Annotated in this window: 17 protein-coding genes and 1 pseudogene; 17 read left to right on the top strand and 1 reads right to left on the bottom strand. The window is 30.6% G+C overall.

The annotated features are described in order from the left end of the window. Positions 1-17: 17 nt before the first annotated feature. The 16 genes and pseudogenes from priA (at position 18) to deoC (ending at position 18,806) form a co-directional block, all read left to right on the top strand. The gene (priA, locus tag B5F09_RS02675; RefSeq protein WP_087371306.1) at positions 18-2,213 is read left to right on the top strand and encodes a primosomal protein N'; all 2,196 of its coding nucleotides are present in this window, start codon (positions 18-20) and stop codon (positions 2,211-2,213) included. A gap of 12 nt (positions 2,214-2,225) precedes the next feature. Continuing rightward, entirely contained in the window at positions 2,226-3,479 is a 1,254-nt protein-coding gene (gene rsmB / locus B5F09_RS02680; protein ID WP_087298983.1) for a 16S rRNA (cytosine(967)-C(5))-methyltransferase RsmB, read from the top strand. 1 nt (position 3,480) lies between these two features. Beyond that, positions 3,481-4,509, top strand: coding sequence for a 23S rRNA (adenine(2503)-C(2))-methyltransferase RlmN (gene rlmN / locus B5F09_RS02685; RefSeq protein ID WP_087298981.1), 1,029 nt, complete (start codon positions 3,481-3,483; stop codon positions 4,507-4,509). Next, complete coding sequence (locus B5F09_RS02690) at positions 4,509-5,246, top strand: Stp1/IreP family PP2C-type Ser/Thr phosphatase (protein WP_087371310.1); 738 nt, start codon at positions 4,509-4,511, stop codon at positions 5,244-5,246. The genes rlmN and B5F09_RS02690 overlap by 1 nt, the downstream gene beginning before the upstream one ends. 1 nt (position 5,247) lies before the next feature. After that, positions 5,248-7,218: a Stk1 family PASTA domain-containing Ser/Thr kinase gene (pknB, locus tag B5F09_RS02695; RefSeq protein WP_087371314.1), complete on the top strand. Its 1,971-nt coding sequence runs from the start codon at positions 5,248-5,250 to the stop codon at positions 7,216-7,218. A gap of 9 nt (positions 7,219-7,227) precedes the next feature. Then, positions 7,228-8,103, top strand: coding sequence for a ribosome small subunit-dependent GTPase A (gene rsgA, locus B5F09_RS02700; protein WP_087298975.1), 876 nt, complete (start codon positions 7,228-7,230; stop codon positions 8,101-8,103). Beyond that, complete coding sequence (gene rpe, locus B5F09_RS02705) at positions 8,096-8,737, top strand: ribulose-phosphate 3-epimerase (protein ID WP_087371317.1); 642 nt, start codon at positions 8,096-8,098, stop codon at positions 8,735-8,737. Before rsgA ends, rpe begins: the two co-directional genes overlap by 8 nt. After that, positions 8,734-9,333, top strand: coding sequence for a thiamine diphosphokinase (locus B5F09_RS02710; RefSeq protein ID WP_087298971.1), 600 nt, complete (start codon positions 8,734-8,736; stop codon positions 9,331-9,333). Before rpe ends, B5F09_RS02710 begins: the two co-directional genes overlap by 4 nt. A 138-nt stretch (positions 9,334-9,471) precedes the next feature. Then, positions 9,472-10,293: pseudogene (locus B5F09_RS15135) on the top strand (penicillin-binding transpeptidase domain-containing protein). Between the two features lie 45 nt (positions 10,294-10,338). After that, positions 10,339-12,906 carry an ATP-dependent Clp protease ATP-binding subunit gene (locus B5F09_RS02720; protein WP_087371320.1) on the top strand — a complete coding sequence of 856 codons (2,568 nt, stop codon included), beginning with the start codon at positions 10,339-10,341 and terminating at the stop codon, positions 12,904-12,906. Positions 12,907-12,998: 92 nt separating this feature from the next. Then, entirely contained in the window at positions 12,999-13,823 is an 825-nt protein-coding gene (locus B5F09_RS02725; RefSeq protein ID WP_204215190.1) for a YihY/virulence factor BrkB family protein, read from the top strand. 101 nt (positions 13,824-13,924) lie between these two features. Next, positions 13,925-14,665: a 16S rRNA (uracil(1498)-N(3))-methyltransferase gene (locus tag B5F09_RS02730; protein WP_087371324.1), complete on the top strand. Its 741-nt coding sequence runs from the start codon at positions 13,925-13,927 to the stop codon at positions 14,663-14,665. Continuing rightward, positions 14,662-15,435, top strand: a complete 774-nt coding sequence (locus tag B5F09_RS02735; RefSeq protein ID WP_087371328.1) for a hypothetical protein — start codon at positions 14,662-14,664, stop codon at positions 15,433-15,435. Before B5F09_RS02730 ends, B5F09_RS02735 begins: the two co-directional genes overlap by 4 nt. Next, a complete protein-coding gene (gene mtaB / locus B5F09_RS02740; RefSeq protein ID WP_087298958.1) occupies positions 15,432-16,721 on the top strand; it encodes a tRNA (N(6)-L-threonylcarbamoyladenosine(37)-C(2))-methylthiotransferase MtaB in 1,290 nt (429 codons plus the stop codon). Before B5F09_RS02735 ends, mtaB begins: the two co-directional genes overlap by 4 nt. Continuing rightward, entirely contained in the window at positions 16,718-18,178 is a 1,461-nt protein-coding gene (locus tag B5F09_RS02745) for a UDP-N-acetylmuramoyl-L-alanyl-D-glutamate--2,6-diaminopimelate ligase (RefSeq protein ID WP_087298956.1), read from the top strand. The genes mtaB and B5F09_RS02745 overlap by 4 nt, the downstream gene beginning before the upstream one ends. Next, positions 18,168-18,806, top strand: coding sequence for a deoxyribose-phosphate aldolase (gene deoC, locus B5F09_RS02750; protein ID WP_087371331.1), 639 nt, complete (start codon positions 18,168-18,170; stop codon positions 18,804-18,806). The genes B5F09_RS02745 and deoC overlap by 11 nt, the downstream gene beginning before the upstream one ends. A 79-nt stretch (positions 18,807-18,885) precedes the next feature. Here the strand turns inward: deoC and B5F09_RS02755 are convergent, their stop codons facing one another. Further along, positions 18,886-19,563, bottom strand: a complete 678-nt coding sequence (locus B5F09_RS02755; RefSeq protein ID WP_087298952.1) for a transcription antiterminator — start codon at positions 19,561-19,563, stop codon at positions 18,886-18,888. Between the two features lie 452 nt (positions 19,564-20,015). Here B5F09_RS02755 and pflB point away from each other — a divergent pair, with 452 nt between their 5' ends. Continuing rightward, complete coding sequence (pflB, locus tag B5F09_RS02760; protein WP_087298950.1) at positions 20,016-22,268, top strand: formate C-acetyltransferase; 2,253 nt, start codon at positions 20,016-20,018, stop codon at positions 22,266-22,268. The last annotated feature ends 67 nt before the right edge of the window (positions 22,269-22,335 follow it).

Consider the following 22,335-nt stretch of genomic DNA (forward strand, 5'->3'; position numbering starts at 1 on the left):
AAAATGAGGTGATAAAGTTGTATATAGTGCAAGTATTAGTTGAACATCCTACTCATGCATTGGATACTAATTTTGATTATTTATCCAAAGAAGAGTTAAAACCAGGTGTTAGAGTAGCGATAGTATTTGGTTATCAACGAATTATTGGTTATGTTACTGGATGTAAATATAGTGAAAAATCTAAGGAAGATTTAGAAGAAGAAGCTGGTTTTAAATATCGCTATATTAGTGAAGTAATTGATAAACAGCCATTATTAAATGATGAATTACAACAATTATCGATTACTCTTGCTAAACTAACTTTATCGCCTCGAATCAGTTGTTTACAAGCGATGCTACCACCGCAATTAAAACCAAGTAGTAACAAAGCGGTAGGGATAAAATATCAAAATGTAATTGAAGTAATTGATAAAGATGCTGTTTTAAAAACCGTAAAACAACAAGAAGCTTTGCAATTTTTAAACCAGCATCCCCATACGCTATTAAAAGATTTTCCTTATAGTAAATCAGTATTAGATAAAATGGTTGAACAAAAAGCGGTAATAATAAAAAAAGAAGAAGTATACCGTGATCCTTTTGTCGATGATCAAAAAAACCCAATAGAATATGCTTTGACAAGCGATCAACAAAAAGTTGTAAATGGCATTATGGCAAAAATAAACGTTTATCATACGGCTTTGATTCATGGGGTAACTGGCTCTGGAAAAACAGAAGTTTATTTACACTTATCTAAATATGTGATTCAAAATAATCGAACAGTTTTAATGTTAGTACCAGAAATTTCATTAACACCAATGATGGTCAATGCTTTTAAACATAAATTTGGTAAAGAAGTTGCAATTATTCATTCAAGACTATCACCTGGTGAACGATATGATGAATATCGGCGTATTTTAAATCATGAAGTCAAAATAGTAGTTGGAGCACGTAGTGCTATCTTTGCACCTTTAGAAAATATTGGCTTAATTATTTTAGATGAAGAACATGATCCTAGTTATAAACAAGAAAGTAAACCGCGCTATCAAACCGCACAGATAGCTAGGATCCGTGCTAAATATCATCACTGTCCAGTTGTTTTAGGAAGTGCAACGCCTTCACTAGAATCATATAGTCGCGCTATTAAAGGGGTATATGATTTATATGAATTACCAAAACGAATTAATCAGTTTCCATTACCAGAAATTGAATTAATAGATATGGCTAAAGAAATGCGACAGCAGAATTATTCACTTTTTTCTAGAGCAATGCAAAAGCAGATTCAAGCTCGTTTACAAGCTAAAGAACAAATAATTTTATTATTAAATAAGCGTGGTTATGCTTCATTTGTTCGCTGCTTAGATTGTGGCGAGGTAATTAAATGTCCGCACTGTGATGTGACCTTAACTTATCATAAACAAGAACGGATGTTAAAATGTCATTATTGTGAATATCAAATACCAATCATGAAACATTGCCCTAATTGTAAAGGTACTAATTTAAAACATTTTGGTACAGGAACTCAAAAAGTCGAAGAACAGTTAGAAAATCTTTTTCCAGGAGTTAAAGTAATTCGTTATGATGTCGATACAACTAAAAATAAAGATGGTCATCAAAAGTTGTTACAGCAATTTGAAAACCATGAAGCTGATATTTTGCTAGGAACGCAAATGATTGCTAAGGGACTAGATTTTGAAAATGTAACCTTTGTCGGTGTTTTAAATGCTGATTTAAGTTTAAATATTCCTGATTTTCGCTCTAATGAACGAACTTATCAGTTATTAGAACAGGTTTCCGGGCGCGCCGGTCGTGGTAAAAAGAAAGGAACAGTAATGATTCAAACCTATAATCCAGATCATTTTGTTTTACAGTGTGTTAAAACGCATGATTTTAATCGCTTTTTTAATGAAGAAATGAAAATTAGGCGATTGGCCAAATATCCACCGTATGTTCATTTACTTAGTATTATAATTCAAGGTAAAAATGAACAGGCAGTGTCTAAAAACGCTAATCAAATCAAGACTTATCTTCAAAAACAATTGCCACAGATTTTAATTCTTGGCCCGGCTAACAGTTTAATTTATCGGATGCAGGATATTTATCGTAAAAGAATTTTAATCAAATTTACAGATAGTAAAAAACTATATCCTGTACTTGAAACAATGAGTGATTTTTATAATAAACAAGGAACTAAAGTTCATGTAGTTTGTGACTTTAATCCGTATAGTCAAATATAGAAAGGACAAATTATGGCACGAAATGCAGCATTAAAAATATTATTAAAATACGAAACAGAACAAAGTTATTTAAATATTACTTTAAATGAATATTTAGAAAATAGTACTTTGTCAAGAAATGATAAAGACTTGACAACACGGATTGTTTATGGAACAATTCAAAACAAGCTCTATCTTGAATACCAATTAGCACCATATATAGAGGGAAAAAAGGTGAAACAAAGAGAAAAAATCATTTTATTGATGTCTTTGTATCAACTGATATTTTTAGATAAAATTCCTCAATATGCAGTAATTGATGAAGCGGTTAAACTAGCTAAACAAAAGAATCTTTATGCTGGTAAATTTGTTAATGCGATATTACGTAATTTTATCCGTCATGGTAAACGCGAGGTTGTAAAAAAAGATCCATTAGAAAAATTAGCGATTGAAACTAGTCATCCATTATGGTTGGTAAAGATGCTAAATAAACAATATGATTTTGCAACAACTCAAAAAATATGTTTTCATGATAATACACCACCAGTTAGAACGGCACGAGTTAATACATTAAAAACAACTAAAGAAAATATTCTATCTGATAAAAATTTTGTAAGTGGAAATTTAGCTAGTGATAGTGTGTTATATCGCTCTGGTAATATAGCTAGTACTAGTTATTTTAAAGAAGGATTAATTACTATTCAAGATGAGTCAAGTCAGTTAGTAGCACCGTTATTGGCACCAGAAAGTGATGATTTAGTTTTAGATATGTGTTGTGCTCCTGGTGGTAAAACAGCACACTTAGCAGCAATTATGAAAAATCAGGGTAAAATTATTGCTTATGATTTATTTCGACATAAAATTGATTTAGTTAAAGCTAATTTGAAACGTTTAGGTGTTAAAAATGTAGAGTTATATGAAAATGATGCAACTAAGCTAAAAAAAAGTTATGCGCCAGAAACGTTTGATAAAATTTTACTAGATGCTCCTTGTAGTGGGTTAGGAGTTTTAAAAAGAAAACCAGAAATTAGGTATCATGATTCGAAAATAATGGATTCAATCATGATAATCCAGACAAAATTATTAGACAATGCCTACTATTTATTGAAGAAAAATGGTAAAATGGTTTATAGTACATGCACTATAAATAAAAAAGAAAACGAAATGATGGTAAAAAAGTTTATTGAAAAATATCCTGATATGAAAATTATTGAGGAAAGAACTATATTACCATATGAATTTAATAGTGATGGATTTTATATGTGTAAATTAGAAAAAGGGAATTAAAATGGAAAATATTTATAATTATTCTTTAGAACAACTAACAAACTACTTTGCTTCAATTAATCAAAAGCCGTTTCGAGCTAAACAGGTGTTTAGCTGGCTTTATCAAAAAGAAGCTAGTTCTTTTGATGAAATGTCTAATTTATCAAAAGAATTAAGAGAACAGTTAAAAGAACATTTTACATTTGATATTTTAAAGATTGTTGAAAAACAAGAATCTAAAGATGGGACGATCAAATATCTATTTGAAATGTTAGATGGCAGTTTGATTGAAACTGTATTGATGATTCATGACTATGGTAAATCATTATGTGTTACAAGTCAGGTTGGTTGTAATATGAAGTGTAGTTTTTGTGCTAGTGGTTTACTAAGAAAACAACGTGATTTAACACCAGGTGAAATCGTAGCTCAGGTAATGAAAGTGCAGCTGGATACTAAACAGCGGATTAGCCACGTTGTTGTTATGGGAACTGGTGAGCCGTTTGATAATTATGATAATGTCATGGAGTTTGTCCGCATTATTAATCATCCTAATGGACTTGCAATCGGTGCTAGACATATTACTATTTCAACTTGTGGATTAATACCAGGAATACAAAGATATAGTGACGAAGGCATTCAAACTAATCTAGCAATATCTTTACATGCACCTAATGATGAAATTAGAAATCAATTAATGCCGATTAATCGTCGTTATCCACTTGATGATTTACGACAGGCCATTAGTGATTATATTGATAAAACTAATCGTCGCGTTACGTTTGAATATATTTTATTAAAAGATGTTAATGATAGTCTTGTTGATGCTAGACAGTTAGCACATTATTTAAGAGGATTAAATGCTTATGTTAATTTGATTCCTTATAATAGTGTTGATGAACATGGTTATCAGCCAAGTGATCAAGAAACGATTGAAAAATTTAAAAGCGAGTTATTAAGATTACATATTAATGTAACTTTAAGAAAAGAACACGGTCGAGATATCGACGGTGCTTGTGGTCAGCTTAGAGCCAAAAGAGGTAGGGTTAAATAATGAATTATTATGCAAAAACGGATATTGGAAAAGTAAGAAATAAAAATCAAGATCAGGCAGCAGTTAATGCCAATATAAAAGATCAGATAATCGCTGTAGTCTGTGATGGCATGGGTGGTCATCGCTCTGGTGAAATTGCTTCACGAGTAGTGATGGATCATGTCTTAAGCTGTTTTGATATCATTCCACCGTTTGATACACCCGAAGAGTTAAAAAAATGGCTTCAAGAAACAATCGTTGAATGTGATCAAATTGTAAAAAGAATGGCGATGCAAAATGTTGAACATCAAGGAATGGGAACAACCATTGTTGTTGCTATTTTTATGGATAACAAACTATATGTATCACATGTAGGTGATAGTCGGGCATATATTTTAAAAGATGGTCAATTAACACAAATAACTAAAGACCACACTTTAGTTAATGAATTAGTTGATCGAGGAGCTATAACACCTGAAAGTGCTAAGCACCATGTTCAAAAGAATGTTTTAACCCAGGCTATAGGAGCCCCAACGGAATTGAAACCTTCTTTAATAGAAATGGATTTTGAAAATAGTTTATTAATGTTATGTAGTGATGGATTATATAATTGTTTGGATAATGAAGCAATTAAAGAAATTTTGCTTAAGAATACTAAAGTAGTAGAAAAAGTGATTGAATTAATTGACCAGGCGAATGAAAATGGTGGCCGTGACAATATTGGTGTGGCAATCATAGATAACCAGGGAGGAAGATAAAATGGCAAAAATAATTGCAGAGCGTTATGAATTGTTAGAACTTATTGGTCAAGGTGGTATGGCCGATGTTTATTTGGCTCAAGATATTATTTTAAATCGGACTATTGCAATTAAGATTTTAAGAACTAGTTTAGCTAAAGATCCGATTTATGTGACAAGATTTCAGCGAGAAGCAAGTGCTGCCGCTGCTCTTTCTCATCGTAATATTGTAGAAATATATGATGTTGGTGAAGATGAAGATAAATATTATATTGTTATGGAATATGTTCCTGGAACAACTTTAAAAGAATTGATTTTAAAACGCGGGGCTGTTCATTATATTGAAGCAATTGATATCATGAAACAAATTGTTAGTGGTATTGCTAAAGCTCATCAATTAGGTATTATTCATCGTGATTTAAAACCACAAAATATTTTAGTTACTGATAGCGGGGTAGCTAAGATTGCTGATTTTGGGATTGCTTCAATGCAATCATTAGCTCAAGTTACCCAAACAGATGTAATCATGGGATCGCTTCATTATCTGGCACCAGAATTAGCTCGTGGTGAAAAGGCGACAGCTCAAAGTGATGTTTATGCATTAGGAATTGTTTTTTATGAGCTTTTACGTGGTGAGGTACCATTTAATGGGGAATCGCCAGTAAATATTGCTTTAAAGCATATGCAGGAAGATTTGCCATCATTATTGGATTTCAATCCATCGATTCCGCAATCAGTAGAAAATATTGTCATTAAAGCTACTGCAAAAAATTTGAACGATCGTTATCAAAGTGCTGCAGAGATGTTAGATGATATTAATACTTGCTTAGACCGGCCAAATGAAGAAAAGCTGGTTTTCTCATATGATAGTGATGATGAACCAACTATTGTTGTTGATCCACGAACTGCTTTTAGTTCAAATGATACATCTGAAGTTAAAACAAGAGAAGAAAAACCAGTTGAAGAAGAGGAAAATGATAACTTCTTTAAACGATTTGTAAAAAAAATCAAAGGCTTAAGTACGCGAAGTAAAGTAATTATTGGAGCAGTGACTGCGCTAGTAATTTTAGGGATAGCATTTGTTATTTATTTAAATACTGGATCAGATGCTAATTTAATGCCGGATTTAGCTGGAAGAACAGTTGATGAAGCTAGAGAATTGCTGGATGATTATGGAGTTACTATTAGTGATAATATTGTTGAAGAATTGTCTGATGAGTATGATAAAGGCGAAATAATTGAAACTGATCCTAAAGCTGGTACATCAATTAAAGAGGGTGATGTAATATCACTTACGGTGTCTAGTGGTAAGTATATTGTATTAGAAGATTATGTTGGAATGACGCAAAGTGAAGCGGAAAAAGCAATCGCTGATTTAAGTGATGATGTTGAAATTGAAGTTGTTATTGAAGAAGAAGTTTCATCTAGTCCTAGAGGAGAGGTAATTGATCAAGATAAGGATAGTGGAACTAAACTGGATCCTAATGATGAATCAAATTTAACGATAACTCTTACTGTTTCTAAAGGTGACTATATTGTTGTTGGTAATTATATAGGAATGAGTCAAAGTGAAGCGGAAGCTGCTTTGAAAAAATTAGGTTTTACAGTTACAATTGAAACTGAAGAATCTGAAGAAGCTAAAGGAACTGTAATTGATCAAAGTTATAATAAAGGATATCGTCTTGATCCTGATGATGATGATCGTAATATTACTTTAACTGTTTCAAGTGGAAAAACTTATCAGGTTAGAGATGTTTTTGATCGTAACATTAATTCTGCCAAAACAATTTTGGAAAATAATGGATTTAAAGTAAGATTGGTTGACTTATCAAATTCTACTGATCAGACTTTATTAAGTAATTATCCATTTAGATCAGTAAATACTGTTGCTGGACAAAGTCCAGAGGCAGATACTACAGTAAATGAACAAGGAACAACAGTTACTTTATATTATTATTCAAGTCAGCCAGAATCTGCAAATGAAGAAGATTAGGAGATAATAATGCCACAAGGAAGAATTATAAAAGCGTTAGCAGGATATTATTATGTAGAAGATAATCAAGAGATTATTCAATGTCGGGCTAGAGGTAAATTTCGTAAAGACGAAATTAAGCCTCTAGTTGGCGATTTTGTTGAATATCAAGTAGATGGCATTAATGATGGCTATATAATGAAAATATTACCACGAAAAAATGCCTTAACAAGACCGTTGATTGCCAACGTTGATCAGGCCTTGATAGTTTGTTCATGTAAAGAACCAGATTTTTCATCAGCTTTATTAGATAAGTTTTTAATGGTGATTGAACATTATAATATTAAACCAATAATTGTCTTTTCTAAGGCTGATTTGTGTGAAGATGATTCAATTGAACAATATATAAAAGATTATCAAAAAGCTGGCTATACTGTGTATAAAACAAGTTCTAAAAATAATCATGGTATTGAAGAGATAAAAACAATTTTTAAAGATCAAGTAACCGTTTTTACCGGTCAAAGCGGGGTTGGTAAAAGCAGTTTATTAAATGCTTTAAATATTAATTTAAATTTAAAAACAAGTGATATTTCTAAAGCGCTTGGGCGTGGTCGTCATACTACTAGACATGTTGAGTTAATTAAAATGTATGATGGATATTTAGGTGATACGCCAGGTTTTTCGTCTTTAGAATTGGAAATGACACCTCAAGAAGCTGCTGTTGCTTATCATGATTTTGCCAGTTTTAGCCAAGAATGTAAGTTTAGAGGCTGTTTACATGATAGTGAACCAAAATGTCGGGTAAAAGAGGCAGTTGAAGAGGGTTTGATTACTAAAGAACGTTATGAACATTATTTGTTAAATTTACAAGAAGTTAAAAAGAAAGAGGAACGAAAATATGGTTAAAATAGCACCGTCATTATTATCAGCTGATTTTGGCTGTTTAAAAGATGAATTAGCAGCAATTAGTAAGGCTGATTGGCTTCATTACGATGTAATGGATGGGCACTTTGTACCAAATATTTCATTTGGTTATAGTGTATTAAAAGATGTTAGTAAGGTTACTGATTTATATTTAGATGTTCATTTAATGATCAGTGAACCGATGAAATATGCTGGTAATTTTATTGATAGCAAGGCTTCTTCAATTACTTTCCATTATGAAGCAATCGAAGAAAATAAAATTAATGAATTTATCAATTATTTAAAAGAACACCAGGTAGCAGCTGGAATCTCTATTAAGCCAGATACTGATATATCAGTTTTAAAACCATATTTAGATTCTTTGGATCTTATTTTAGTGATGTCAGTTGAGCCAGGATTTGGTGGTCAAAAATTTGATGATCGCGCATTGGCTAAAATTGCCTGGCTTGCAAAGATGAAAGAAGAAATGGGTTATCATTATCTTATCGAAGTTGATGGTGGTATCAATGAAGAAACTGGTAAATTATGTAAAGATGCCGGTGTTGATGTATTAGTTGCTGGAAGTTACATTTTTGGTAGCGATAATTATCAAGAAAAGATTGATTCATTACGATGAAAATTGGGATTTGTAGCGCTTTAGCTAATAATATTGATTTGTCAATTGATTATATTGGTGTTGATCGTGGTGTTGAAGTTTTACTAGCACATAATAAAACACCAATCTATGCCATTGGTGATTTCGATTCTATTAATAATCCTGATGTTTTAAATCAAATTGAAGTTACACGGTTACCAACACGAAAAGATGTAACGGATACCCATGCTGCTGTTGAATATGCAATTGAACAAGGATATGATGAAATCGATATTTATGGAGTTACCGGTGGAAGACTAGATCATTTTTTTAGTGCTGTTTGTTTATTGGAAAAATATGCTAATCTTAAAATTAGAATTATTGATGATCAAAATATTATTCAGCTTTTATTACCGGGAAGACATTTAGTTAATAAAGATCAATATAAATATTTTTCTTTATTTGCATTGGATAAAAGTTATTTAGATATTACAGGAGCACATTATCCTTTAAATCACTATTTATTGTATCGCTATGACCCTTTATGTGTTTCAAATCAAGTTAAAGATGATCAGGCAGTAATTACTACTACAGATAAAATTATTTTAGTTAAATCTAATGACATAAAACTTTTTTAAGGATTTAGACAATTAAAAAGATTTATTTTCACCGGTATTTATTTCCGGTGATTTTTAGTAATTAAAAAATGATATTTGGAGGGAACTTATGAAAAAATAACTAAAATAGGGATTGGTATCTTGTTGCTTTCTTTTATAGTGTTAATAGGTTATTTAAAAATCAATGATTATATCACTCAAAATGATCAGGAAAAAACATTAACAAGCAAAAAAGTAAAACAAGAAGATTTAAAAACTAATGAACCAGTAATAATAGATGGCAATTGGATAAATTATTTTAATGGACTAAATGGAAGTGCTGTTATTTATGATCCTAGTGCTAATCAATATCAAATATATAATCAGGAATTAGCTCATACTCGGCAATCACCTTGTTCTACTTTTAAAATTATTTCTTCGTTAATTGGTTTAGAAAATGGAATAATAGATCCATAAAATTCTGTTCGTAAATGGAATAATGAAATATTCTGGAATGAACAATGGAACCGTGATATAGATTTTTTTAATGCTTTTCGTAATTCATGTGTCTGGTATTTTCGTCAAGTCATTGATGAAATCGGACCAGATATGATGCAAAAAGAATTAGAAAAACTTAAATATGGAAATTGCGATATTTCTGATTGGTCAGGTAAGTTAAATACTAATAATGATAATCCGCTTTTAACAGTTTTTTGGATTGAATCATCATTGTTAATTTCTCCTAAGGAACAAGTGGAGGTAATGGAACATATTTTTGGTGATGATAGCGATTATAGCCAAGAAACTGTTGAACAATTAAAGCAGGTGATGTTGTTATCAGAATTGAATGATGAAGATACTTTAATTTATGGGAAAACTGGAATGGGTAAGGATTATGGTATTACTGCTGATTCGTGGTTTACCGGTTTCTGCAAGTCAGATAATAAAAAAGTTTTATTTTTTAGCACTCGGTACTTGACTGTGCTAAAAAGAAGTGTATAATATAGTTAGCACTTAGGAAAAGAGAGTGCTAAAGGAGTGATAGATATGAATATAGATAAGTGGACGGCAAAAATGCAAGAAGCAATTCAAAGAGCTATTACAATGGCTAGTGAAATGGGACATCAGGTTGTTGACGTTGAGCATTTCTTATTAGCACTTTTAGAAGATAGCGCTGGTATTTTGTATCGTGTATTAACTAAAGCAAATGTTAATATTGCTGATTTACAAAATAAATTACACGCTAGATTACAAAGTAAGCCAGTGGTAAACAATGTAGATATAAATAGTATTAGAATCTCATATGATTTTAATCAATTAATTAATCTTGCCAATAAACAGATGCAGGATTTTAAAGATGAGTATTTAAGTGTTGAACACATTATTATGGCTTTATTTGAATTAAATAGTACTTGGGTAAAAGAGTTATTAAAAGAATATAATTTAAATAAGCGTAATGTAAGAAAAATTATTGATGAAATGCGAGGTGGTAATATGGTAAATAATCAAAATCCTGAAAATCAATACGAAGTATTAGAAAAATATGGACGTGATTTAACAAAGGATGTTGCTGAAGGCAAATTAGATCCAGTAATTGGTCGTGATGAAGAAATTCGACGGGTAATACAAATCTTATCACGTAAGACTAAAAATAATCCGATTTTAATTGGTGAACCTGGTGTTGGTAAAACAGCAATTGTTGAAGGATTGGCATGGCGTATTTTTAAAAATGACGTTCCTGTTTCAATTCAAAATAAGACTTTATACGAACTAGATTTAGGTTCATTGGTTGCTGGTGCTAAATATCGTGGTGAATTTGAAGAAAGATTAAAAGCTGTATTAAATGAAATCAAAAAATCTGAAGGCGATATCATCCTATTTATCGATGAAATTCATCAATTGGTTGGTGCTGGTAAAACTGATGGGGCAATGGATGCTGCTAACTTATTAAAACCAATGTTAGCTCGTGGTGAATTGCACTGTATTGGGGCCACAACATTAGATGAATATCGGATGTATATTGAAAAAGATGCTGCTTTGGAACGTCGTTTCCAAAAAGTTCAAGTTGATGAACCGGATAGTGATGATACTATTGCCATCTTACGTGGTTTAAAGAATTCATTTGAATCTCATCATGGGGTACAAATTACTGATAGTGCTATAATTGGGGCAGTAAATATGTCACAACGTTATATTACTGATCGTTTTTTACCAGATAAAGCTATCGACTTAATCGATGAAGCTTGTGCTTCAATTCGAATGGAAATTGATTCTCTTCCAGAAGAACTTGATACGATTACTCGTGAAAAGAATCGTTTGGAAATGGAACGAATTTCTATTGAAAAAGAAGATCGTAATGAAGATAATGAAAAACGTTTAAATGAAATTAAAGGACGTATTGCTTCATTAGATGAACAAATTAATGGTTTGACTGATAAATGGCAAACTGAAAAGAAATCTTTAGATCATATCAAAGAATTAAAAGATCAAAAGGTTCGCTTGGAAAATCTAAAAGATAAATATCAAACTGAAGGTAATTTAGAAGAAGCTTCTAAAATTATGTATCAAACTTTACCTCAAATTGAAAGAGAAATTCAAAACTTTGAAGCTTCTAAAAACGAAGATGATTTATTACAAGAAAAAGTTACTGTTGATACCGTTAGTGAAGTAATTTCACGTTGGACTGGTATTCCAATTAGTAAACTTAAAGAATCTGAACGTGATAAATTATTGAAACTTGATGATACCTTAAAAGTTCGCGTAATCGGTCAAGATGAAGCTATTACAAAAGTTACTGATGCCATTTTAAGATCACGTGCTGGTATCAATGATGAACAACGACCAATTGGAAGTTTCTTATTCTTAGGACCAACTGGTGTAGGTAAAACTGAGGTTGCTAAATCACTTGCAGAACAGTTATTTGATACCGAAAAGAATATTGTTCGTATTGATATGTCTGAATATATGGAAAAATTCAATGTTTCTCGTTTAATTGGGGCTCCACCAGGATATGTTGGTTATGAAGAAGGAGGTCAATTAACTGAAGCGGTACGTCGTCATCCTTATTCAATTGTTTTATTAGATGAAATTGAAAAAGCTCATCCTGAAGTTTTCAATATTCTATTACAAGTATTGGATGATGGACGAATCACTGATTCTAAAGGTAATGTAGTAAGCTTTAAAAATACAATTATCATTATGACTTCTAATATTGGATCTAATTATTTATTAGAAGGTAATAATAGTGAAACTCAGGCGGCTGTTGATAATGAATTAAAAGCGCACTTTAAACCTGAATTCTTGAATCGTATTGATGAAATCGTATACTTCAACTCATTGAGTCAAGAAGTTGTAAATAAAATTATTGATAAATTTATTAAACAATTACAAGATCGATTAGTTGACCGTAAGATTACAATTACAGTTAGCGATCGTGCAAAAGAAATTATTAGTCAACAAGGATATGATGTTACATTTGGAGCTCGTCCATTAAAACGTTTTATCCAATCTAATATTGAAACACTTGTAGCTCGAGAAATGATCAAAGGTGATATTAAACATGGTAGTCATGTAACTGTTGATTATGATAATAATTTCTTTATAACAGTTAACTAACAAAGATGAAACCAGATAGCTGGTTTCATCTTTTATTTTGTTATTTATTAACTTAACGGTTATAATAAAAATATCTACATATTCTAGAAAGGATGAAAATTGTGAAAAGGCTGGTAAAGGTCATCAAAAAATTCATTTCACCACAGAGCAATTTATTTCGTTATTCATTAAGTTTTTGTTTACTTTTAGCATTATTACCAGCATTAATCGTTATTTTAAAAGTTTTTCAAAGTGATCTATTAGATGCTAATAAACTAGCAAGTCTATTATATGGTTATGTACCTAAAATATTATTAGAGCCATTTATTGAATATGTTTTATCTCAAGAATATACAACTTTTATTTCTTTGATTGTTTCATCGGTTTTTTCTATTTATTTAGCGAGTAATGCTTTTTACTCATTTATGTTGATTTCTATGACTGATGAAAAATTTGAAACTTATTCAATATTGATTAGAATAAAAGCAATAATGTTATTTGTATTGCTGGTTTTAGGAATAGTAGCACTAGCTTTTTTTAATTATTTAATAGGTATTAATACTACAATTGTAATGCTGGGTGGATTGTTTATAGTTTTTTATTTTTTTTATCGATTTTTGTCTTTTGAAAAACGGCCTTTATCATATGGTTTGTTAGGTGCTGGTTTTACAAGTACTGGAATTGTTTTAATTGGAGTATTTTTCTTTTATATTGTAGATCATTATACTCGTTATTATGCTTTATATGGACCGTTAGCTAGTCTGGTTATCATGTTGATTTCTATTTATTTGATATCTAATGTTATTTATTTTGGATATTGTTTAAATCATGAATATGGAAAGTCGTATGATAATATTGAATATAAGCATTTGCGTTATTATCAATCTGGTAATAAGTTAATTGATCAAATATTAACAAGGTTAAAAAAACGGTTTTAAAATTATCTTATTTGTCTTTTTATATACAATCTAGAAAAAATAAGTTAGAATATTTTTATCTATTTATTATTCATGATAGAATGGAAAGTGGAGGTTTAATAATGCAGCGATATTTTATAAATGAAATTATTGATAATTCAATAATAATTAATTTAAATGAGGATGATGTTCATCATTTAAAAAATGTAATGCGTAAAAATAATGGTGATCAGATTATTTGTGTTGATCTTAAAGGGAAAGTTTATCTTGGCAAGATTGTCGATATTAATACTGGGTCAATAGAAGTAATTGAATATCTTGATGAAAATAATGAATTGGATGTAGATGTTACTTTAATTTATGCTTTGCCAAAAGGTGATAAATTTGAACTGGTCTTACAAAAAGCAACAGAACTAGGAGTAAAAAGAATTGTACCTTTATTATCACGACGCTGTGTTGTTAAAACAAATGAGCAGAAGTTCGCTAAAAAGATGATTCGTTATCAAAAAATATTAAAAGAAGCAAGCGAACAGTCACATCGTAATATTATTCCAGAGATTACTAATGTAATTAATTTAAAGCAGCTAGGTGATTATTTAGGGGATTATAATTTAGTCGCCTATGAAGAATTAGCAAAACAAGGTGAGCATATGGTTTTAAAAGAAACCTTGAAACAATTGCATTCTGGTGCTAAAATAACGATTATTGTCGGCTGTGAAGGTGGGTTTGATCAAGATGAAATTACCCAAATGGAGCTACTAGGAGTTAAAGCGTGTTCTTTAGGAAAACGTATTTTACGTAGCGAGACAGCACCGTTATATTTTTTAAGTGTGATTGGCTATAGCAGGGAGATAGAAAAATGAAAATTTTAAAATTACTGGAAAAAAACCGGTATGAAATAAAATTAAATAAAACCGGGTTGTATCGATTTGTTGAAGAGGGGAGCAAAGAACTTGTTGAATATGGTTTTAGCTATAAAGTTAAATATCCACAAGATTTATTTGCTTATGAGGTTATCTTAAATGGGATTAGAAATAAACAGGTTATCGATGAATGTTATAATCAGTTTGTGGCAGTAAATTATGATATTTTTGAATATGTCACTTATAAAGAAAGGCAAAGAATGATTAACCAGGATGAAGAAAAAGTAATTGCAAATCTACCACATTTTAAGGATAATCAAAGTAAAGAAGAAATTTATATTCCTTTTTTAGAACCATTTATAAATAAATACTATACAACAGATTATCAATTAGTCACATTAAAAAAACATAAAGAATATATCGCAAATTATCCTCGAAATATAAAAAATATGTTTGAATTGTATGGTATTCAACCATATGATTCACATTTATCATCATTACAGTTAGTAGGAGTAGATGATGAATATTATTATTTTTATCATTTTGATTTTAAAACAGTTTATCAATTTGATAAAAAGGGAATTGTTGTTGATGAATTCCCATTAATCGATAAATATACAAAAGAATATCCTGATTTAGAATTAATTAAAGAAGCTTTGGCTTTATTAGCTAATAGTGATGATGAAGCTAAAGTAGTTGAATTTTTACATACCAATAAATTTATTGGTGAAAAAACATATAAAAAATTATTAAAAAAGGTGAGTAAATGAAAACAGTAGCATTCCATACATTAGGTTGTAAAGTAAATACATATGAATCAAATGCCATGTTAAAAATATTTCAAGATGCTGGCTATCAAGAAGTTGATTTTAAAGAAGTAGCTGACGTTTATGTTATTAATACATGCACAGTTACTAATACTGGTGATAGTAAGTCTAGACAGATGATTCGAAAAGCAATAAGAAAAAATCCAGAGGCAGTTGTTTGTGCAGTAGGATGTTATAGTCAGGTAGCCCCTGAAGATATTGAACAGATTGAAGGAATCGGTGTCGTTTTAGGAACACAATATCGAAAAGAGATTGTGGATTTAGTTGAAGAATATCAAAAAACAAACCAAAAAATTGTTAAAGTTGATAGTGTAAAAAATCTGCGTAAATTTGAAGATTTAAATATCGATCGTTTTAAAAATACCCGTGCATTTTTAAAGATACAAGATGGCTGCAATAATTTTTGTACATATTGTATTATTCCTTATGCTCGTGGAAGAGTTCGTTCTCGTAAACCAGAAAGTGTGTTAAAGCAAGCTGAGCTTTTAGTGAGTCGTGGCTATGTTGAAATTGTATTAACAGGAATTCATACTGCTGGTTATGGGGAGGATTTAGAAAATTATAGTTTTTATGATTTATTAGTTGATTTAGTGAAAATAAAAGGTTTGAAACGTTTACGAATTTCTTCAATTGAAACTAGTCAGATTACTGATGAGATAATCGATTTAATTGGTTCAAACGATATTATTGTTGATCATCTTCATGTCCCTTTACAATCAGGATGTGATGCTACATTAAAAAGAATGAATCGTAAATATACTACTGAACAGTATTTAGAAAAAATTAATAAGATTCGTAGTTATTTACCTAATATAGCTTTTACTACTGATGTTATTGTTGGATTCCCAGGTGAAACTGATGAAGAATTTCAAGCGACTTATGATTTTATTAAAAAAGTTAATTATAGTCAGCTCCATGTTTTTCCATATTCGCCTAGAAAAAACACACCTGCTGCTAAAATGAAAGATCAAGTAAATGATCAAGTAAAACATCAGCGAGTTGAACGATTATTAGAATTATCTAAACAGTTAAATTATGATTTTGCAATGAAACAAATTGATAAAACTTTAAAAGTTTTATTTGAAAAACGTTTAGGTGATTATTTAATCGGTCATGCTAGTGACTATCTTCAAGTAAAAGTAAAAACTAATGAAAATTTAATTGGTGAAATTGTTAATATTAAAATTGAAAAATATAGTGATATGTTAGAGGGGAGCATCGCCTCATGAAATACTTAAACGAATTGTTTGATACAGATATTGATATGAAAATATACTCAATCCATAGTGATTCCCGATATGTTAAACCGTATTCAGTATTCTTTTGTATTGAAGGATTAAGTGTTGATGGTCATCGTTATGTTGAAGATGCTATCTTTCAAGGTGCTAAAGTAATTGTTCATTCTAAAGAACTAGACTATTATCATGATAAAATTATTTATTTTAAAGTAGCTGATACATTAGCAGAATTAAATCGTGTCTCTAATGTATTTTATGATAATCCTAGTTCTAAGATGAGAATTATTGGTGTTACTGGAACAAGTGGAAAAACAGTTGTTGCTTCAATGATTAAAGATGCGATGTCGAAGTTTTGCAGTACCGGATACATTGGTACAATTTCTCTTGAATACAATGGTCGAAAAGAGGATTGTCCTTACACGACTCCAGAATCGTTATTTTTACAAAGAAAGCTATTTGAAATGAATCGTGGTGGGGTAAAAGTTGTAGCGATGGAAGCTTCAAGTCATGGTTTAGCACTTGGAAGAGTTGATGGTATTAATTTTAATATTGCTGTTATGACTAATATTGGAGCTGAACACTTAGACTTTCATGGAACTAAAGAGCAATACGTTCTAGCAAAACAAAAACTATTTGAAAAAATCAAACCATCAGGATGGGCAATTTTAAATAGTGATGATTTGAATTTTCCTCAAATCAAGGATAGCACTCAAGGGCGAATTTTAACTTATGGAATTGAAAATGAAAGTGATGTTATGGCTAAAAATATTAAATTATTTTTAGACCATAGTGAATTCGATATTTCTTTTAAAGGCAATACATTCCATGTAAGTTCACCAGTACTGGCATTATTTAATGTTTATAATGTTTTAGCGCTTGTCAGTGTTTTAATTGCTATTGGTTGTGATGATCAAATGATCATTGATGCAATTGAAAATGTTAAACCGATTGAAGGAAGAATGGAATTAATTGAAACTGGTCAGGATTTTACTGTAATAGTAGATTATTGTCAGCATATTGCTAATTATGAAGCGGTATTTGAATATGTTGATAGTGTCCGTCAAAATCATGGTCGTTTAATTGCCGTTTTGGGAGCTCCTGGTAAACGAAATTACAAATTGCGTAAAGAATTAGGTAAGCTCGCTAATAAATATTTAGATCACGTTATTTTAACTAGATTAGATGATCGTGGTGAAGATGTACAAACAATTTGTGAATCAATTCAAGAAGAAATTACCGATATTAGTAGTGTGATCATTGAATCTCGTCAGGTTGCTATTGAACAGGCAGTAGAATTAGCATGTAAAGACGACATTATTCTTGTTTTAGGTAAAGGACATGAAAAGTTTATTTCTTTAGAAGTTGGTCAGGTTGATTATCCTGGTGATAAAGAAATTATCCAAGAGGCCATAAAACGAATCTATGGAGGTAGTGATGATGAAATATAATAAACTGATAGACCATACTATTTTAAAACCAGATGCAACAAAAGAAATGGTAAAAAAAGTTATTGAAGAAGCAAAAGAATATCAATTTGCTTCAGTTTGTGTGAATCCTTATTGGGTTAGTTATTGTGCCAAAGAACTAATTGATAGTGATGTAAAAGTATGTACAGTAATTGGTTTTCCTTTAGGAGCTAATACTAGTAGAGTTAAAGCTTTTGAAACTAAAGAGGCTATTGAAAATGGTGCTGATGAAGTTGATATGGTTATTAATATTGGGGCATTAAAAGATGGTAATGATGATGTAGTTTTAAACGATATTAAAGCTGTGGTTCAAGCGGCTAATGGTAAATGTGTTAAAGTAATTATTGAAACATGTTTACTAACTGATGAAGAAATTATAACGGCTTGTAAACTTGCTCAAGAAGCTAATGCTGCATTTGTAAAAACATCTACTGGTTTTTCAACTGGTGGGGCTACTGTTGAAGCTGTTGCTTTAATGAAGCAAACGGTTGGCTCAAATCTTCAAGTCAAAGCTTCAGGTGGTATTAAAACTAAAGGAGATTTAAAATCAATGGTTGATGCAGGGGCTAATCGAATTGGTACTAGTAATGGAGTTGTTTTAGTAAAATAATTTTGGAAGATGATTTTTAATCATCTTTTTTTGAAAAAAAGTAAAATAAAAAGGAAGTTTTACTTCCTTACATATTATTTTAATCAATTCGATTATTAGCAACAACAAAATGTAATGCAAGAAATGCTAATTCATCATCATCAAATGATAAATTTAATTGTTGTTTAACTACTTGGTTTAAAACTTGGCTATATTCAAATTCTGTTGGATGCCGTTTAATGATTTTTTCTTTTAAAGGGTTTTTTACAGGTTCATTTTTTGATAAGCGTTCTAAAGCTGGTTCTAAATGTAAACCGATAGCAACAATTAGTTTATTGTCACTGCGATAGTCTTGCTGGTATTCTTTATATATATTTTCCATTGTTTGATTTAAAATTTGATAAACATGATCATCTAATAAATCTAATCCTGAATTAAGTTCAAAATCCAGTTTTTGATTTTTTGATAAATACATAGATACTAACGAAACTTCAGCTTCAGGAAAACTAATACCAAATTCTTTTTCTAAACGATCACAAAGCATTTTAGCATATGGATAACTATATTGTTGTTTGTATGAAGAAATTTGACTATTGCTTAATGGAATATAGTTATCAGATTTAATTCTAATAATTGCAATAGATAAATGAACTGCTAAATTATTAATTGAATTATCAGAAAGAGTAAAATCATAGTCATTAATTGTGTCGTTTATGATATTGGTTATATGAGCTTTCGTTTGATTAAAAGCTTCATCAGAGTTGATTGTTAAATCCATTATGAAACCTCCTACAACATTGATAATACTATATAATAAAATGAAAAAAAAATCTACTATTAAATTAATTAATTTTATTAATAAAAAACAATATTATTTATTTTAAGTTTATGGCAATCGGATAAAAAAATTCTTTTTATTAATTAAAAAAAACATGTAAGCGCTTACAATTAGAGCGTTTTTTTGCTTATTAATTGCGAGTATGGATTTGTTAAAAATAATTTGTTTTTTTGGTGCAAATTACTTGAATTGTAAAATCATTTTATAATATAATGCAGACGTGGATAACAAAGGGAAAATAAAAAATTTCCCCAAATATAGTGTGTGTTATTCTTAAAATGTAAATGCTTACGGTAAGTAGATAATAATCTGAAATATCCCTTGCTTGAACAGAAAATTATTTTGCTTATGTAAGATTGCATTTAAAAAATTTCAAGGAGGAAAAAATTTATATGTTAAAGAAAGAACAATGGAATGGCTTTAAAGGTAGACTTTGGAAAGAAGAAATTAACGTTCGTGATTTCATCCAAAATAACTATAAACCATACTATGGTGATGAATCATTCTTAGCCGGACCTACTGAAGCAACAAATAAGTTATGGGGTAAACTTCAGGAATTACAAAAAGAAGAACGTGCTAATAACGGGGTATTAGATATGGAAACTCATGTAGTTTCTGGATTAACTGCTTATGGGCCTGGATATATTGATGAAGAACTTAAAGATTTAGAAAAAGTTGTAGGTCTTCAAACTGACAAACCATTAAAAAGAGCATTTATGCCTTATGGTGGTATCAGAATGGCTGAACAAGCTTGTGAAACTTATGGATATACACCAGATCCAGAATTACACAAAATTTTTACTGAATATCACAAAACACATAACCAAGGTGTATTTGATGTATACACACCAGAAATTAGATTAGCTCGTCGTAACAAAATTATTACTGGTTTACCAGATACTTATGGACGTGGACGTATCGTAGGAGATTATCGTCGTGTTGCATTATATGGTATCGATGAATTAATCAATTTCAAACAACATGATTTAGCTATTTGTGGTAGTGGATCAATGACTGATGATATTATTCGTCGTCGTGAAGAAATCGCAGAACAAGTAAAAGCTTTACAAGGTATGAAAAAAATGGCAGAAATTTATGGATATGATATTTCTGAACCAGCAAAAAATGCTCATGAAGCTGTTCAATGGTTATATTTTGGATATTTAGCAGCTATTAAAACTCAAAACGGTGCTGCAATGTCTGTAGGACGTATTTCTACATTCTTAGATATCTATATTGAAAGAGACTTAGCTGCAGGAGTACTTACTGAAGAAGAAGCTCAAGAATTAATCGACCATTTCGTAATGAAATGTAGAATGGTTAAATTCGCACGTATTCCTTCATACAATCAATTATTCTCAGGTGACCCAGTATGGGCTACACTAGAAGTTGCTGGTATCGGTTGCGATGGTCGTCCAATGGTTACTAAAAACTGTTTCCGTTTCTTACACACATTAGAAAACATGGGACCTTCACCAGAACCAAACTTAACAGTATTATATTCTTCTAGATTACCTGAAAACTTTAAGAAATATACATCAAAAATTTCTATTGAAACAAGTTCAGTTCAATATGAAAATGACTGTGTAATGCGTCCTGTATGGGGTGACGATTATTCAATTTGCTGCTGCGTTTCTGCAACTCAAACTGGTAAAGAAATGCAATTTTTCGGAGCTCGTGCTAACTTAGCTAAATGTTTATTATATGCTATTAACGGTGGTATTGATGAAAAAACAAAACAACAAGTAGCTCCTGAATATCGTCCAATTACTTCTGAATATTTAGATTATGATGAAGTAATGAGAGCTTATGATCAATGTATGGATTGGTTAGCTGATATTTATGTAAATACACTTAACTTAATTCAATATATGCATGATAAATATTACTATGAAGCAGCTCAAATGGCTTTAATTGATACAGATGTAAAACGTACATTTGCAACTGGTATTGCTGGATTCTCTCATGTAGTAGACTCTTTAAGTGCAATCAAATATGCAAAAGTTAAAACAATTCGTGATGAAGATGGAATCGTTGTTGATTACGAAACTGAAGGAGATTTCCCTCGTTATGGTAACGATGATGATCGTGCAGATGATATCGCAGTATGGTTATTACAAACTTTCTTAGAAAAAATCAAAAAACATCATACTTATCGTGATTCAGAAGCAACTACTTCTATCTTAACTATTACTTCTAACGTAGTTTATGGTAAAGCAACTGGTTCATTACCTGATGGACGTAAAGCTGGTGAACCTTTATCTCCAGGTGCTAACCCATCTTATGGTGCTGAAAAATCTGGTTTATTAGCTTCATTAAACTCTGTAGCTAAATTACCATATGAATGGGCATTAGATGGTATTTCTAATACTCAAACAATCAGCCCTGATACTTTAGGACATGATCTTGAAGAACGTAAAAATACATTAGCAAGAGTATTAGATGGATACTTTGATCAAGGTGCTCATCACTTAAATGTTAACGTATTTGGAACTGAAAAATTAATTGATGCTATGGAACATCCAGAAAAAGAAGAATATGCAAACTTCACAATCCGTGTATCTGGATATGCTGTTAAGTTCATTGATTTAACTCGTGAACAACAAATGGACGTTATTTCAAGAACTTGCCATAAATCAATGTAATTTATTCAAGAATATTGAAATAAAACAGCCTCTTAGTTAAAGAGGCTGTTTTGATAAATAATATGTG

Source organism: Erysipelatoclostridium sp. An173 (genome assembly GCF_002160495.1).
GTDB lineage: Bacteria > Bacillota_I > Bacilli_A > Erysipelotrichales > Coprobacillaceae > Thomasclavelia > Thomasclavelia merdavium.